Annotated in this window: 14 protein-coding genes and 1 riboswitch; of the genes, 8 read left to right on the forward strand and 6 right to left on the reverse strand. The window is 44.8% G+C overall.

Going from position 1 to position 14,759, the window contains the following annotated elements:
- The first annotated feature begins 142 nt into the window (after positions 1 to 142).
- Both HFD99_RS07560 and HFD99_RS07565 read left to right on the forward strand, forming a co-directional pair.
- Positions 143 to 2,041, forward strand: coding sequence for a 5'-nucleotidase C-terminal domain-containing protein (locus tag HFD99_RS07560; protein WP_167440848.1), 1,899 nt, complete (start codon positions 143 to 145; stop codon positions 2,039 to 2,041).
- A gap of 244 nt (positions 2,042 to 2,285) precedes the next feature.
- Complete coding sequence (locus HFD99_RS07565) at positions 2,286 to 2,957, forward strand: 3'-5' exonuclease (RefSeq protein WP_016821326.1); 672 nt, start codon at positions 2,286 to 2,288, stop codon at positions 2,955 to 2,957.
- Positions 2,958 to 2,998: 41 nt separating this feature from the next.
- Here the strand turns inward: HFD99_RS07565 and HFD99_RS07570 are convergent, their stop codons facing one another.
- From HFD99_RS07570 to HFD99_RS07580, 3 genes are all read right to left on the reverse strand, one after another.
- Positions 2,999 to 3,982: a helix-turn-helix transcriptional regulator gene (locus HFD99_RS07570; RefSeq protein WP_123796856.1), complete on the reverse strand. Its 984-nt coding sequence runs from the start codon at positions 3,980 to 3,982 to the stop codon at positions 2,999 to 3,001.
- 71 nt (positions 3,983 to 4,053) lie between these two features.
- On the reverse strand, positions 4,054 to 4,821 hold the full coding sequence (locus HFD99_RS07575; RefSeq protein WP_016821328.1) for a hypothetical protein: 768 nt from the start codon (positions 4,819 to 4,821) through the stop codon (positions 4,054 to 4,056).
- 223 nt (positions 4,822 to 5,044) lie between these two features.
- On the reverse strand, positions 5,045 to 5,200 hold the full coding sequence (locus tag HFD99_RS07580; protein WP_164964686.1) for a hypothetical protein: 156 nt from the start codon (positions 5,198 to 5,200) through the stop codon (positions 5,045 to 5,047).
- Between the two features lie 309 nt (positions 5,201 to 5,509).
- Here HFD99_RS07580 and HFD99_RS07585 point away from each other — a divergent pair, with 309 nt between their 5' ends.
- The 6 genes from HFD99_RS07585 to queF all read left to right on the forward strand — a co-directional run bounded on the left by HFD99_RS07585 (position 5,510) and on the right by queF (position 9,923).
- Positions 5,510 to 5,950, forward strand: coding sequence for a hypothetical protein (locus HFD99_RS07585; protein ID WP_017426402.1), 441 nt, complete (start codon positions 5,510 to 5,512; stop codon positions 5,948 to 5,950).
- Between the two features lie 25 nt (positions 5,951 to 5,975).
- Complete coding sequence (locus tag HFD99_RS07590; protein ID WP_017426401.1) at positions 5,976 to 6,680, forward strand: AIM24 family protein; 705 nt, start codon at positions 5,976 to 5,978, stop codon at positions 6,678 to 6,680.
- An 85-nt stretch (positions 6,681 to 6,765) separates the two neighbouring features.
- Positions 6,766 to 6,809: riboswitch (PreQ1 riboswitch) on the forward strand.
- A gap of 135 nt (positions 6,810 to 6,944) precedes the next feature.
- Positions 6,945 to 7,628 carry a 7-cyano-7-deazaguanine synthase QueC gene (gene queC / locus HFD99_RS07595; RefSeq protein WP_016821332.1) on the forward strand — a complete coding sequence of 228 codons (684 nt, stop codon included), beginning with the start codon at positions 6,945 to 6,947 and terminating at the stop codon, positions 7,626 to 7,628.
- Positions 7,621 to 8,112: a 6-carboxytetrahydropterin synthase QueD gene (gene queD / locus HFD99_RS07600; protein WP_016821333.1), complete on the forward strand. Its 492-nt coding sequence runs from the start codon at positions 7,621 to 7,623 to the stop codon at positions 8,110 to 8,112. The genes queC and queD overlap by 8 nt, the downstream gene beginning before the upstream one ends.
- Complete coding sequence (gene queE, locus HFD99_RS07605; RefSeq protein WP_123796855.1) at positions 8,105 to 8,983, forward strand: 7-carboxy-7-deazaguanine synthase QueE; 879 nt, start codon at positions 8,105 to 8,107, stop codon at positions 8,981 to 8,983. The genes queD and queE overlap by 8 nt, the downstream gene beginning before the upstream one ends.
- A 442-nt stretch (positions 8,984 to 9,425) precedes the next feature.
- Positions 9,426 to 9,923, forward strand: coding sequence for a preQ(1) synthase (gene queF, locus HFD99_RS07610; RefSeq protein ID WP_017426398.1), 498 nt, complete (start codon positions 9,426 to 9,428; stop codon positions 9,921 to 9,923).
- Between the two features lie 134 nt (positions 9,924 to 10,057).
- Here the strand turns inward: queF and HFD99_RS07615 are convergent, their stop codons facing one another.
- From HFD99_RS07615 to bglX, 3 genes are all read right to left on the reverse strand, one after another.
- On the reverse strand, positions 10,058 to 10,891 hold the full coding sequence (locus HFD99_RS07615; RefSeq protein WP_019686358.1) for an AraC family transcriptional regulator: 834 nt from the start codon (positions 10,889 to 10,891) through the stop codon (positions 10,058 to 10,060).
- A 214-nt stretch (positions 10,892 to 11,105) separates the two neighbouring features.
- Positions 11,106 to 12,497 (reverse strand): glycoside hydrolase family 32 protein, encoded by a 1,392-nt coding sequence (locus tag HFD99_RS07620; protein ID WP_167440849.1) that lies wholly within the window; start codon positions 12,495 to 12,497, stop codon positions 11,106 to 11,108.
- Entirely contained in the window at positions 12,490 to 14,748 is a 2,259-nt protein-coding gene (gene bglX, locus HFD99_RS07625) for a beta-glucosidase BglX (RefSeq protein ID WP_025364216.1), read from the reverse strand. The genes HFD99_RS07620 and bglX overlap by 8 nt, the downstream gene beginning before the upstream one ends.
- Positions 14,749 to 14,759 lie beyond the last annotated feature (11 nt).

Below are 14,759 nucleotides of genomic sequence, written 5' to 3' on the forward strand. Positions count from 1 at the left end.
GACGGTGTGTTTAACAACCGATATCTCAAAAAAATGTAGTGCTTTGATATAAAATAAGAGTTATTTTTACAATCATCTGATAAAATGTGGACGTAAGCGGTTTCTCTAATTCATTCATTTTATGGGAGGTTGAAGGAACAACATGAACTCATGGAAAAAACTCTCGTCGATCTTGACGACCGCCGCGCTTCTGTTCGGATGTCTCGGTACAGCAGCAGCGGACCCAGCTACTACTGCGGGAACGGGGACAACAATGACTCCAGTCAGCGGTAAACACATCACCATCCTACATACGAATGATACCCATGCTCACGTAGTGGCCAACGATAAGGAAATGGGGTTCGCCAAGCTGGCGGGAATCATCGACCAATATCGCGCCGCTAACCCCAATACATTGCTGCTGGATGACGGGGATACCGTTCATGGGACGACCTTCGCTACTTTGGTCAATGGTGAGAGTATCGTAAAAGTAATCAACAAGCTGCGCTATGATGCAATGGTTCCAGGTAACCATGAGTTTAACTACGGCTGGAAGCATCTGGTTGAGCTGAGTAAAGAGATTCAGTTCCCTGTACTGAGCGCCAACATTAAGCAAACCGACGGAACACGCTTGTTCCAACCGTATACTATTAAAGAAGTCGATGGCGTTAAAATCGGTATTATCGGCCTAACTACGCCTGAAACAGCATATAAAACCAATCCTAAAAATGTGGAGGGCATTCAATTCACCGACCCTGCGGCTGAAGCCAAAGCGGCAGTAGACGAAATCCGCAGCAAAGTAGATGTCGTCGTTGCTCTGGGTCACCTGGGACAAGATGCATCCAGCAAAGACACCAGCCTCAAGGTTGTGAAGGAAGTGCCTGGCATTGATATTTTCATCGATGGACACAGCCATACCGTGCTGGAAAAAGGCCTGGTCGGTGACCATGGCACGTTAATCGCTAGTGCAGGTGAATACACCAAGTATCTAGGTGTGGTGGATCTGTGGGTCGATGGCGGCAAGGTTATCCAAAAGCAAGCGAAGCTGATCGATTCGACTCAAGCTGCTGACGTGCAGCCCAACGCTGAAATTGCTGCATTAATCGCCTCCATTCAGAAGGAGCAAGAACCAATTCTTAAAGAGGTTGTAGCACAAACCAGTGTAGATCTGGAAGGCGCGCGCGAAAAGGTACGTGCGGGTGAAACTAATCTCGGCGACCTGCTCACTGATGCTATGCGTGACGTTTCGGGAGCAGACGTGGCTTTAACGAACGGTGGCGGCATCCGCGCTTCCATCAAAGCAGGAACGGTTACCAAGGGAGACATCATCACCGTACTGCCTTTCGGCAACCAAATCGTTACCCTGAAAGTGAAAGGCTCTGACCTTCAGGCCGCACTGGAAAATGGCGCAGCCTCCTACCCGGAACCAAGCGGGGGCTTCCCTCAGGTATCCGGTATCTCGTTCAAAATAGACACCTCAGCAGCCAAAGGCAACCGTGTTCACTCCATCCTGATCGGTGGAAAAGCCCTTGATCCTGAGGCAACATACACACTGGCTACCAATGATTTTACTGCCGTAGGTGGTGACCAATATACGATGTTCGCTAAATATCCACAGGCAGGTATGTTCGGATCGCTGGATGAAGCGTTAATCCGCTATATACAAAAGGCCGGGTCTACTAGCCTGCAAGTACAAGCGGCCGGCCGTATTCAGGAAGCCAAGGCAGACGGAAAAACTTCTGTCCCTGCCACACAAGCTGTACCGTCTGCTCCAGCCACGACGCCAGCACCTCTGCAGGAGATACCGCAATCCGATTCCACATCGGCTGCGAAACCAGCACCTGTGAAATCGACACCTGCCAAGTCTCAAACTAGCAAGCCACAGCAGGCTTCGGCTACTGCACAAGCTGCAAATAGCCACGTATATGTTGTAAAATCTGGGGATACACTGTATGACATTTCCCGCAAACACGGTACTACCTGGCAACAGCTTCAGCAGTTGAATAAGTTGAAGAATCCTCACCGCATTTATCCGGGTCAAAAGTTGGACCTCCCGGCCTAATTCAATAGCTAGCATAAACAGCATTCGGAATCCAAGTGGTTTCGGATGCTGCTATATGTCAGGATTTTTTAGATATGCGATAGTCCAAGCTCATTTGGACATCGCATATTTTTTTTGAAAGCAAGCCTTTTAACCGCTGACAAGTTGTGAACCGAGAGGTATGATGGAGAAGAGTTATTCGGGCAGAGAACATTTGTCCCGGTATCCATCGGGATCAGTTATGTGTGTGGAAGGAGTCCATTATATGCAATACATTATTTATGATCTTGAATTTACCGTTAGCCGTAACGCCAGATATTCCTCCGAAATTATTGATATCGGTGCCGTCAAAGTTATTCAGGGAGACGATGGCCTATTCGTTGCGGATACATTTCACAGTTTTGTGAGACCATCGAATCGACCTGTGATCTCTACAGATACCGTTCAATTCACGGGTATTACTCAACGAGACATTGATGCCGCTCCACTCTTTCCTGAAGCTGTGAAGCAATTTATTGCCTGGCTCGGTACAGATTCGCCCTATTATTTATGCGCATGGGGACCGGATGACCGTCAGAAGCTGGTATCCCATTGTCGTACCCATCATGTAGATCTCGGTTGGATTCATAATACAAATGATATACAGAAGCAAATTTCCCGTCTGTTTAGTTCCAATGGAAAGTATCGTCAGTTGAGCCTGTCTCAGGCGTTGGAATTGTGCAACATTGACTTTGACGGTCAACAGCATCGGGCACTGGATGATGCCGTGAACACCGCTCAGGTTTTCATGTACCATTTTGATCGTCTTACATTAGTTCATAATGCTGCCGACGATGAGGAAAGTCGCGGCTCAAAGCTCGTCTACTCCTCACCAGAAGAAGAACAGGAGCAGTACAGTCCCTTCGGCAATCTCGCCAACCTGTTTAAGGACCGTTAAGCAGATAGCTCCCCGGCCCGTTCCGGGGGATCTCCCCCCTGTTATTCTTGATTTCCTACCTTTTTATCGAAGTAAAACGCCCCCCAGGTTCGCAGCATTTCTTGCATACGTTTGCGGTACCGTAAAGGTTCCAGAATCTCGGCCTCAGCTCCATAGGATGTGAGCCAATCCAGAAATTCACGGTCATGATTGACCGTCACCTCAAACAACAAACTTCCATCTGGCAAATCCTTGAGAAGAGGCTTGATGAACAGCTCCTCTTCTTTGACCCGATATACAGAATCGGCAGAGAAACGTACGACAAACCGAATATTTTGATTTCCTTTGGTCACCGACCAGGTGCCTTTAAAAAACATCTCCATTTCAGATGTATTTTTTTGAAACGTATACGGCAAAATCCTCATATTCCGAAAACGGCTGATCCGAAAGGTTCTCATGGCGGATTGCTTATGACAAAAACCAAGCATATAGAATCGCCGATCTTGAGGAACCAAACAATAAGGATCTACTTGCACCAATGATACATCTTCATTTTGAGGCGAGCTGTATTCCGCTTCAATTGTCTGCTGCGTAAGACTCGCCAAAACAATCAGCCTGAGCAGATAGGGCTGGTTTTCCCGATCAAGTGTCGAGCCGAGCCGGATGATATTTTTCATTTCCTGCGCGAAGCTCGTCTGGTCCATCTTTTTTTTCTGACTAGAGGCCATCACTTTCTCATAAGCACTTTCAAAAGCTGGCGGTAGAAGAGGCTTTATCGTTTCCATCATCTCTCCCAGCTTGGTAAAAGCCTCTGCCTCTTCTTCCGTCCAATTCAGAGGATACAAAGCAAAATTGCTAATAAAAATGTACCCCTTGCCATGCCCCATATTCGCGATCGGAATATGCATAGCGCTTAGCGCCTCCATATCTCGGTATATGGTACGTTCTGATGTTTCACAACGTTCGGCAAGCTCTCTTGCCAATATTCCTGGATTTGCCTGAACAATAGTAATAATCCGCATTAAACGTATCAACCGATCAGTCAAGGAAGTCTCTCCTTTACAAAAAGATAGTAAATTAGACTCACTAATTTGCACAAATAAACTAGCACAATTACCTATCTCAACCTATTATTCTTCGTAAAACGAACATCTCCTAACGATATTTCCTTATTAAAAAAGACCTTAGAACTATACGCAGTAAACGATACAAAAGACCCACTCCATTTATTGCGTATGGATAGAAGTAACTCGGCTTCCTCAAGATAATCCATGTCTTCGCTTCTAGCTGCACATATAAGCAATTCATCTGCTTGTCTCGTAAGGATGAACGCCCCTCGCTCAGGCTCCCCTTTCTCATACATACGTAATGCCTTTTTTACAATTGGGGACGTCTCATTCAGCTTTATGTATTTTTCCACCTTCGGGTTGGATGGAATGCTCAGCAGACCAAGATGATGCGTGTAATGGATATAAAGCTGGTCTGTGCGGATCAGCGTTCGCTTTTCCTGCGATGGCTTGCGCCAGCTCCACTCGATCATTCCAATCGTATGTCTTCCGGACGCGTGAGCCGGTATAGAAAACGTTAAAATAGCTTGTCTATATTTTCCCCGTCGCACATCACCACAGTGAACCAGCATGCAATCTCCGTTTTCTGATTGTTTAAACCCGAGCCTCACCCCTTCAGCTTTTAATAGATTTACCCCGTTTTCTGGAATGAACTGAAGTTGAAGGTCACATCCCGCTGCCTTCGGTATTAGATTCCCTTTTCTTTTACGTATAGCCCCATAGCCCCATTCTATCAGTAGATTTACTTGTTTGGACCCATTCGCCGATATAGACTCTTTGTCCCATGTGTACGTTACATTGAGCATTGACTTCACCACTGGTAAATTCCCCCTAAAAGAACATGTAACTCTAAATTAACAGTGTTATCTGACACTATATTGTCAGGGAACATATGTTTGATTGTGAAAATTATACATGGTAATCTTTATGAAAGGGGACCTAATTCGGCAAATAACATTTTCATCCATTCTAATTACATAAATACGCAAAAATAGCCCGGCTTTTGCCGGGCTACATGATAGTCTGCTTCTATATTTAAAATTATGAAATCGTAGTTTCTGTTAAAGATGCTTTCGTATTTGTGCAAATATCGGATATTGGAGCAAAAGTAGTGCTATCCACGATAAGCTCCTTCGATAATGGCTTGCCATTTACAGTGATTTTTAAAATTGTATAGTTTTGTTCTCTCTCATTCATCTTTCAAAATCTCCTTCTATATCTATTTTAATATTTCTAGTTCATATATTTTGTTCAAGCCCTGATCAGGTGCGGATGGTTCTTGACTCGTTTGTTGGGAAAAATGCCGGAATGTTGCCGCTTCCTTGATATACCCGTTTTAGGTTACACTTAAACTAATAATCGAGTTTTTTTGATAATCTTTTCCCGTATTTGTCGTCTATATATTCTAAAAGCTGCATCCAAATCATTATATTGTACGTAACCATGTGATATGGGTAATGATCTGTAACATCTAACATCTTGGTTTCTCAAAAGGGGGAACATCACTTGGCACGAGCAACTTATCGCTTTGCTTTGTATCGCCGCATTGTCTGCGCTGCTATAGCGCTTTTGTTTATTTTTGGAGTAACCCGTGTACCCGAAGCTCATGCTGCTTATTGGGATGATGTATATCAAGGCTTTGAGCAGTTTTCACGTTTGCCAGGCGATGTATATCAGCTCAAGGAAAGCTACCGCCAAACACAGGAAGACCTGGAAAAAGCCCGTACCAGCATCGAGACCTACCAGAAGCAAAACGCCCAATTGCTGGAGCAAAATCGCAAGCTGAACGACACCGTTACAGAACTAAAAAATCTTCAAACCCAGCGCGATCAGGCTTCACACCGAAATAAAATGCTCATCCTCACGGCTGTCATTCTGCTGGCCGGTTATTTTATCGGTATCCGACTGTTACGTTATGGGATGCGTCGACGCTCGGGAAGATACTAACTGCCTGAAAGGATGAAGGGTCTGAATGGACATACAAGCAGGACAACACCATGATGAAAGTGTCGGTTCGGTCGTAACGCTCGACCTGGCTGAAGGGGAAAAGCTGCACGTTCTGCATCCGCAGCAAATCATCGCATATCGCGGTCCCAGCTCAGGCCGCAGTGATAAGCTGATGAATATTAAAGGCATGTATCGCAAGCACAAACTGATTCAGGCCGATTTTACAGGCGCTTGCCGGCTAATTGCCGCACTTCCTCCTGGCTTTAGTCTGAAGATGATCAAGCTGGAAGGAAGCGACGATTTGCTATACGATTTCCGCAACCTGTTCTGGTACAGCGCCGGCATCCAAATGCGTACCAAGCTGCTAAGCATGAAAAACATGTTGTTTAGCCGTGATGTCATTAAAATGAAATTTGACGGTATCGGCCACATTGGCATTTTGACGCAGGGATTGGTATGTCAAGAACAGCTTCATCCGTCGGAGCCGATCTACGTCGATGCGAGCAGCGTCATTGCCTATCCCGAAAACGCCAAGCTGGAGTTAACCGTATATGGTAACCATTTGGCCAGCCAGCATATGAACTATCATTTTAAAATGACGGGACACGGTACCGTACTATTTCATGCTGGTGAGCATCATCGGCGACTTCAGCAGGATATGAACGACGATGGCGTGATCAAACGATTTTTAAGGGAAGTCATTCCATTTGGTGGAGTGTTTATCAAATAGCCCTGCCATGCTATAATGGCAATGCTATCAAGGAAGCTGTCTGTCCTTGTGGCAGCTGCTAATGAAGAAAATCCATGCATAACGCATGGGAGAGGTTCGCGAACTCCCTCTATAAAAAACTAACGATGCTTTGTCCTCCGCATTGAAAAATGAATTTGCGGGGCAAGGCCTGTTTTTTGTTGAAGCCGGTTCAAGAACTCTCCTTCTTCCACGTGACAAGACTCTGTGTCTTACACCATTCCAAGAAGATCGAGAGGTTTTTTTATGTTTACAAACGAAAAAGCAGTCGTCGTATTCAGCGGCGGCCAAGACAGTACAACCTGTTTATTTTGGGCAAAAAAACATTTTGCCGAAGTAGAAACTGTGACGTTCGATTACGGTCAGCGCCACAAGCAGGAAATTGAAGTTGCCGCCGGAATCGCCAGCGAGCTGGGTGTTCCGCAAACGGTACTGGATATGAGCCTGCTCAACCAACTTGCCCCGAATGCCCTCACACGCACCGACATTGACATTACTCAAGAGGAAGGCGAACTGCCTAGCACCTTTGTAGACGGTCGTAATCTATTGTTCCTAAGCTTCGCAGCGGTTCTCGCCAAGCAAAAAGGAGCGCGCCACATCATTACAGGCGTTTGCGAGACAGATTTCAGCGGCTATCCCGATTGCCGGGATTCCTTTATTAAATCGCTGAACGTCACACTGAACCTTTCGATGGACTATCCCTTTGTAATTCATACCCCGCTCATGTGGTTGAACAAGGCCGAAACCTGGCAAATGGCCGATGAGCTGAAAGCTTTTGAATTTGTAAGAACCCGTACACTAACGTGCTATAACGGCATCATTGGCGATGGCTGTGGCGAATGTCCTGCTTGCAATCTTCGTCGTGCCGGACTGGAGCAGTATCTTGCAGTTCGCGGCGCTTCGTCCCAAGGAGCTGAAGGCCATGCGTGAGCCAGGTACCTTTCGTATTGTCGACAAGCTCCAGCAGTTCGGGACAGACATTGAACGCTCTCAGTTGCGTTATCACCGCAAGCGTGTACTCGTAAGCAAACAATTTACGTTCGATGCAGCCCACCATTTGCACTGTTACGAAGGCAAATGCAAAAATCTGCACGGACATACTTATATCGTCGTATTTGGCATAAGCGGTATCCCGAGCGAGATAGGTCTAACGCTGGATTTTGGTGATATCAAAACGATCTGGAAAGAGCGAATTGAGCCTTTTCTGGACCACCGTTACTTGAATGAAACGCTTCCTCCAATGAATACAACGGCGGAAAATATGGTCGTCTGGATCTTTGAACAAATGGAGTCAGCCTTGACCTCGGATGCATACTGCAATCGTGTTGAAGGCGGACGTACCGAATTTGTACGACTGTTCGAAACACCTACCAGCTACGCCGAATTCCGACGGGAGTGGATGTACGATGAGTAATACTGTAACTGCTAATACTGTAACTACTCACCAACCTATGGCAACCCCCGACAGGGCTAAAGCAGCCCCTATTCCTGTGCTGGAGGTGTTTGGTCCCACCGTGCAGGGCGAAGGTATGGTCATTGGTCGTAAAACGATGTTTGTTCGTACCGCAGGCTGCGATTACCATTGCTCATGGTGCGACTCCGCCTTTACCTGGGACGGCAGCGCCAAGGATCAAATCCGTCGTCTCAGTGCCACTGATATTTGGCAGGAACTACAGTCCATCGGCGGCGAACGGTTCTCGCATGTGACCCTTTCCGGAGGCAATCCCGCCCTGCTGCCACAGCTCGGGACGCTAATTACCCTGTTACGCAGTCAAGGCATTGCTACAGCTGTCGAAACACAAGGCTCCCGTTGGCAGGAATGGCTGTACGATATTGATGAGGTGACCTTATCCCCGAAGCCGCCCAGCTCTGGCATGACGACCAACTGGGACGTGCTGGATGATATCGTGGCCCGTCTGACCAACCGGAAAATGGCTGGAGCGTCCAAGTCTACAACAAACGTCTCAGTTACAATGTGCACCCAGGAATCAAATAATGAATCGGTCAGACTATATGCTGGAGCATGCAGCCTGAAGGTCGTCATCTTCGATGACACCGATCTTGCCTATGCCCGCACCGTTCATGAGCGCTATCCACACGTACCGTTGTTCCTCCAGACGGGTAATCCAGATGTGAACACGGAGAACACCGGGCAGATCGCAGAGTCTCTTTTACATCGTTATGAATGGCTTATCGACCGCGTCATGGACGATTCCCGGCTCAACGATGTAAGGGTACTCCCGCAGCTCCACACCCTCGTATGGGGCAACAAACGCGGTGTATAACACTCATGTGCAATATATTCCATATGGTCTGTATGTGATACACAATATACGCCAAATTCACCGTAGTACTTTTCAACATCTATAACTATAAATCAAGAGAAGCCCTCGTCCGCGAGACGGGGTTTCTCAACAAAATAACGCTCCTTAAATATAAGGAGCGAAATTTCACTTCTGCCCAACCCACATGTAAACGGGTAGGGACTTTATGGTGTTGACGGCGGTCAGCAGCGGAGCGGAGGATTTGAAGCTGGAGAAGCGTTAGCGTTCGCCTTTGAAATGGGATTCTAACCATAGATCTTTTATCAGAAAGAATCCCATTTCAACAGCGATCGGAAGCTCAAATCCTTCGCGAAGCGTCGCCTAACCGAACCGAACCTCCCCACCACCATAACTCCCTCTCTCTTTTACCAAACTAAACCAACTTTAAGGAGCCTCACTCAACATGACCGGAAGAAAACCTGAAGAAATGACCGACGTTACCCTACTTGGCAATCAAGGCACACAATACACATTTGCCTATGATCCCGCCATTCTCGAAAGCTTTGATAATAAACACCCGTACCGCGATTATTTTGTAAAATTCAATTGTCCAGAGTTCACCAGCCTTTGCCCGATTACAGGACAGCCTGATTTTGCGACCATCTACATCAGCTACATTCCTGATATTAAAATGGTTGAAAGCAAGTCCCTTAAGCTGTACCTATTCAGCTTCCGCAACCACGGTGATTTCCATGAAGACTGCGTCAATATCATCATGAATGACTTGATTAAGCTGATGGACCCTCGCTACATTGAAGTATGGGGCAAATTTACGCCACGCGGCGGTATCTCTATCGACCCGTACACCAACTACGGCAAGCCGGGAACGAAGTATGAGCAAATCGCAGAACACCGTATGATGAACCATGATATGTATCCAGAGACGGTGGATAATCGATAGGCTGATCCCCTCAACTCATTCGCTACAAATATAAATAAGGGGCTGTCCCAATAGTCATAAAATGACTCAAGGACAGCCCCTATGTTTCTAGTCTATCAAAATAATCCATAAAAAATTTGCGCTTGTGGCGTCGTTTACACACTCAGATCAAATTTTGATTTTTTATATTCATAAGGGGTCTTACCCATAACTTCCTTAAAAGCTTTTCTAAAAGACTTCTCGTTGGGAAAGCCTGCCTCGTAAGAAATTTCTGTAAGTGACTTATTCGTTGTTTCCAATAAATCAATCGCCTTTTCCAAACAAAGAATTTGCTTGTACTCCGTAAACGTCTGACCTGTATATTCATGAAACATTCTCGACAAATAGGCCTCCGAATAGCCACATATTCGAGCTGTTTTCGCTAGGCTAATATTTTCAGCGTAATGTTCTTTAATAAAGTCCATGATCGTCTTTATCTTTTGCTGCTTTTCACTAAATACCTCCGGCTGTAGGTCTGCTGCCTGACTAAAATGATTAACAAGCAAATACTTAAGTTCAATAATTCGGCTTTGCTCTAAAATATAGTCATATTTCCCTTTGGAAATATGCAGGTTATATATATCCATAAATAACTCTCTTAATTTAGAAAGTATAGTATGTTCAACTTGTTGCTCTTGCGTGTTTAATTGGATGAATACTTGTTCATTGGCAAAAAAGGTAGCTGGAAATTGCAATACAACGACCTGGTTTTCCGTAATACTTTGGGTGGAGTGCGGTACATTGCTATTAATGAACAGTGCATCCTTTTCCATCAAAATGGTTATTTTTCCTTCATGCCACACCTTAAGACTTCCACTTGTACAGTAGATTAATTCCATATTACTGTGAAAATGCATAGGGATGACTCTTTCTGTATCTGTCGATTGAAACATAAAGAGGTTAATCATTTTTCTTCTGTCTATTTCAATATGTTCATATATTTTCTTCATACGACACCTCATCAACCAGCTATGAGTAATCAACAGTAATTATATTCAGTCATATACTCTAATACTCATACTATACCGATAGTAAAATGCCTACACAAGCTGAAATCTCTTCAGTCGACTAAGACAAAAAAAGGCAGTTCTTCTCGCAAACGGAGAAATGAACAGCCTTTCCTTGCCTACTTGTAGCTCTCAGGTAAAAGATAAGAATAAAGTTTTAATGATTGATTATGGCATCACATTCCTGCAACTGATAAATCTCAATTTCTCCTTCATTGTCTCCTGCTTCAAGCACCATACTGCGTTGTTCCGTATCTTCCAGGAAATAACGCAGAGAAAATACTTCCTCGCCTTCGTTCACAAAGATCTCTAGACTTGAGCTTTCTATAAATATTTGCATGCCTGCAAGTTGACTGGCTAACGTTGCTTTTCTGTACTCTCTCTGGTTCTTCAACCAGTTGGTTCTCCATACGGTTAAACTGTTTTCTTCCGAATCATAGTCAATTTCCACCGCATTTCTGACTATCATTTTGAAGTTCTCTGTAAGCTTCGAAAAATGAACATTGCACTCCACCTGTAGGGAAGGCAGCAGCCAAACCCTATTTTTGTGAATGTTCTCCTTGGAATGTACACCATCCATTCTTAGCAATTGTAATTCCGGCAATGGTTTCTGGTAGAGCACACCGTTAGACAGCACTATTTCCCTAGGAAGAGTCAGTGCATGAATCCAGCCTTCCTGAATAGTTGGAACAGCCCTCTCCGCTTCTTCATTCATGGCGCTCATCCATCCGAACATAATAGTTCTATCATTCACCTTGAATGATTGTGGTGCGTAGAAATCAAACCCCCGATCAAGCTCTTTAAAATGGGTAAGGTTTCCGTTGAATTTTCCTGTACTCGTTAATTTCCCAACAACATATCCCGATTGGTTAGGGTTTCTATAATATTCGCCTGCTTCTGGTAAGCCCTGAGGAGAGAACACAAAAATATCATTTTCCGCAAATTGAAGTAGATCAGGGCATTCCCACATATATCCGAATTCATGATCATGGTCCAAAAATGATCCTTGGCATTCCCAATCAGACAAATCTATAGATTTGTAGATAAGCGCATCTCCAGTCAAATCCTCTCTTTGAGCGCCAACGATCAGCCACCAGTTCCCGTTCCGATCTCTCCATACTTTCGGGTCTCGGACATGTCTGGTATAGCCTTGTGGATGTTCAAACAAAGGACCCATTTTCTCGAAATGCTCCCCATTTTCCGAAATGGCTACGCATTGATAGCTTTCTCGGACTCCATCATCCCTGATTACATTTCCTGTGTAAAACAGATACAGCTTTTCATCATGGACTATGGCGCCTCCGGAATAAATGCCGTCCTTGTCATACCATTCCGAAGGCTCCAGCGCTACACCCTTTCTTTGCCAATTCACCAGATCGCTCGAAACTACATGGCCCCAGCATTTATTTCGATGTTCGGTTCCTTTGGGGTTCCACTGATAGAACACATGATATTGTTGATTGAAAAAGGCAAGTCCATTAGGATCGTTTAATAGCCCGTAAGGAGGAGTAATATGATATTTAAGATGATAAGCGTCGCTTTTATTCATGTTTATCCTCCGGTAACAAAGTAAAACTAAAGCTTAGCAAAATGTCCTGTGAGCTTGAACCGATATAAACCGCAAATTCACCTGGCTCACTCTTGTATTCCATTTCACGGCCATAAAATTTGAGCATGTCTTCATCAATTGAAAATTCCACAACTGTAGTCTCGCCGCTTTGTAAAAATATTTTTTTAAAGTCTTTTAATTCTTTCACTGGCCTTGCAACACTTGCAAATTTATCGCGAATATATAATTGAATCGTTTCTTTTCCATCATACGTTCCAGTGTTGGATACAGAAATACGGATATCCACTGACTCATTTGTTTTTATTTCCTTTTGACTGACGGCTAATAGACTGTATTCAAATGAGGTATAGGATAGGCCATAGCCAAACGGATACAAGGGTTCGTTCACTTCATCTATATATCGAGATGCAAAGCGGTAAGATCCATTTTCCTTTAAATTCGGTCTCCCTGTATTCAGCTCATTGTAGTAGACCGGAATCTGACCGACGCTACGTGGAAAGGTCATTGCTAATTTCCCGGACGGATTTACTTTCCCATACAATATATTAGCCAGTGCTTTTCCGCCCATCGTTCCTGGATACCAGGCCTGAACTATAGCGTCAACCTTTTCAACAACATTGGTAAGGATCAAAGGTCTTCCGCTATATACGATCAGAACGATCCTTTTGCCCAATAAGCTTAATTCATGAAGTAATCTCAATTGCGGCTCTGGCAGCGTCGGATTCGTTCGTGATCCACCTTCTCCGCTCTGATAAATACTTTCTCCCAAGGCAAGGACTATGACCTCTGCTTCATTTGCATGCCTAATGGCTTCTTGCAGTAGATCTTCCTCGGACCTTGTTTCAATAGCCAGTTTGTCCGCATATTTATCGAACGTTTCCCTTGCATCAAGAGGTAGCAGATAACTTCCTCTACATACCGAGAGATTGTCGGGGCCAACAAGCTGTAACAACCCCGTTTTCAAATTAATAGTGTCTGTCTGCTCTCCCTTGATCGCCCACATACCCAGGGTGGAATTTTCTTCTGCATAGGGACCCATTAAAGCTACCTTCGTTTCCTTTGACAATGGCAATACATTATTTTCATTTTTCAGCAGCACAACTGATTCTTCTACCAAGGACAGTGCCGCTTGTTTATGTTCGTCTGACAGAATGCTGCTGGTTGAACGTTTAACGATTTCCTGTAATCCGCGGAACGGGTCCTCAAACAGCCCCAAATCATTTTTCAGCTGTAAGACACGGTATACAGCTTCATTCAGAAGCTCCAGCATATAGTCGTTACCAGATATTACATTCTTTAATTGATTAGCGTACACTGCCGTCTTCATATCCACATCCACACCCGCCAACAGTGCCAGCCTGGCGGCGGAAGTCTCATCTTCGGCATAACCATGCATGATTAACTCTTCAATAGCGGCGTAATCCGAGATCAATACACCGTCAAACTTCATTTCCTGTCTTAGTACGTCACGGTTAAGCCACTCGTTTCCAGTCGCAGGGATACCATTCAACGTATTAAAAGCCGTCATGACAAGCTTGGCACCCGCTTCTATTGCTGCTTGATATCCAGGTAAATAATATTCTCGCAATGCATGCTCCGATAGATCCACGGCATTGTATTCACGTCCCGCTACAGGTGCTCCATAAGCGGCAAAATGCTTGACACAAGCAGCAATTTTATTAGCTGGTACGGCTCCATCTTCCAAGTTGCTGCCCTGGATTCCCAGAACTACGCTTTGCGCATATTTCTGCGCCAGCAAGGTATCTTCTCCAGGCGATTCCATCACCCGCCCCCAGCGAGGATCTCTAACCATATCTACCATGGGGGAAAAGGTTACATGAATGCCTTCCTCGTAGCACTCCTGAGCAGCAATCGAAGCCGCATTCTCTATCCCCTCATAGTTCCAGCTACATGCTTGAGCAATCGGAATTGGGAAAATGGTTCGATAGCCATAGATAATATCCGCCATGAATAACAGTGGAATTTTATGAACTGATTTTTCCAAATAATCGGTTTGCAACCGGATTATTTTTTCCGGGTTGGTAATGTTTAATATGGAGCCCGTGTTATAAATATTATAGTCCGTGTTTAGCCCCAATTTTTTCAAAGGGCCCGTCACAACCGTATCCATGTCTCCTTCAAAAAAATCACCAGTCAGTTGGATGAGCTGGCCGATCTTCTCTTCTATTGAAAGACTGTTCAATTTTTCAAGCAATGTTTTGTTGTCCATGATTTTCTCCA

The sequence above is a fragment of the Paenibacillus sp. EKM301P genome, assembly GCF_011800295.1.
Classification (GTDB): domain Bacteria; phylum Bacillota; class Bacilli; order Paenibacillales; family Paenibacillaceae; genus Paenibacillus; species Paenibacillus polymyxa.

Excerpts from the sequence above, each read along its gene's own strand:
- HFD99_RS07580 (WP_164964686.1), bottom strand. The coding sequence starts at position 5,200 with ATGAATGAGAGAGAACAAAACTATACAATTTTAAAAATCACTGTAAAT.
- HFD99_RS07590 (WP_017426401.1), top strand. The coding sequence starts at position 5,976 with ATGGACATACAAGCAGGACAACACCATGATGAAAGTGTCGGTTCGGTC.
- queD (WP_016821333.1), top strand. The coding sequence starts at position 7,621 with ATGCGTGAGCCAGGTACCTTTCGTATTGTCGACAAGCTCCAGCAGTTC.
- bglX (WP_025364216.1), bottom strand. The coding sequence starts at position 14,748 with ATGGACAACAAAACATTGCTTGAAAAATTGAACAGTCTTTCAATAGAA.
- HFD99_RS07620 (WP_167440849.1), bottom strand. The coding sequence starts at position 12,497 with ATGAATAAAAGCGACGCTTATCATCTTAAATATCATATTACTCCTCCT.
- HFD99_RS07560 (WP_167440848.1), top strand. The coding sequence starts at position 143 with ATGAACTCATGGAAAAAACTCTCGTCGATCTTGACGACCGCCGCGCTT.
- queF (WP_017426398.1), top strand. The coding sequence starts at position 9,426 with ATGACCGGAAGAAAACCTGAAGAAATGACCGACGTTACCCTACTTGGC.
- queC (WP_016821332.1), top strand. The coding sequence starts at position 6,945 with ATGTTTACAAACGAAAAAGCAGTCGTCGTATTCAGCGGCGGCCAAGAC.
- queE (WP_123796855.1), top strand. The coding sequence starts at position 8,105 with ATGAGTAATACTGTAACTGCTAATACTGTAACTACTCACCAACCTATG.
- HFD99_RS07565 (WP_016821326.1), top strand. The coding sequence starts at position 2,286 with ATGCAATACATTATTTATGATCTTGAATTTACCGTTAGCCGTAACGCC.
- HFD99_RS07615 (WP_019686358.1), bottom strand. The coding sequence starts at position 10,891 with ATGAAGAAAATATATGAACATATTGAAATAGACAGAAGAAAAATGATT.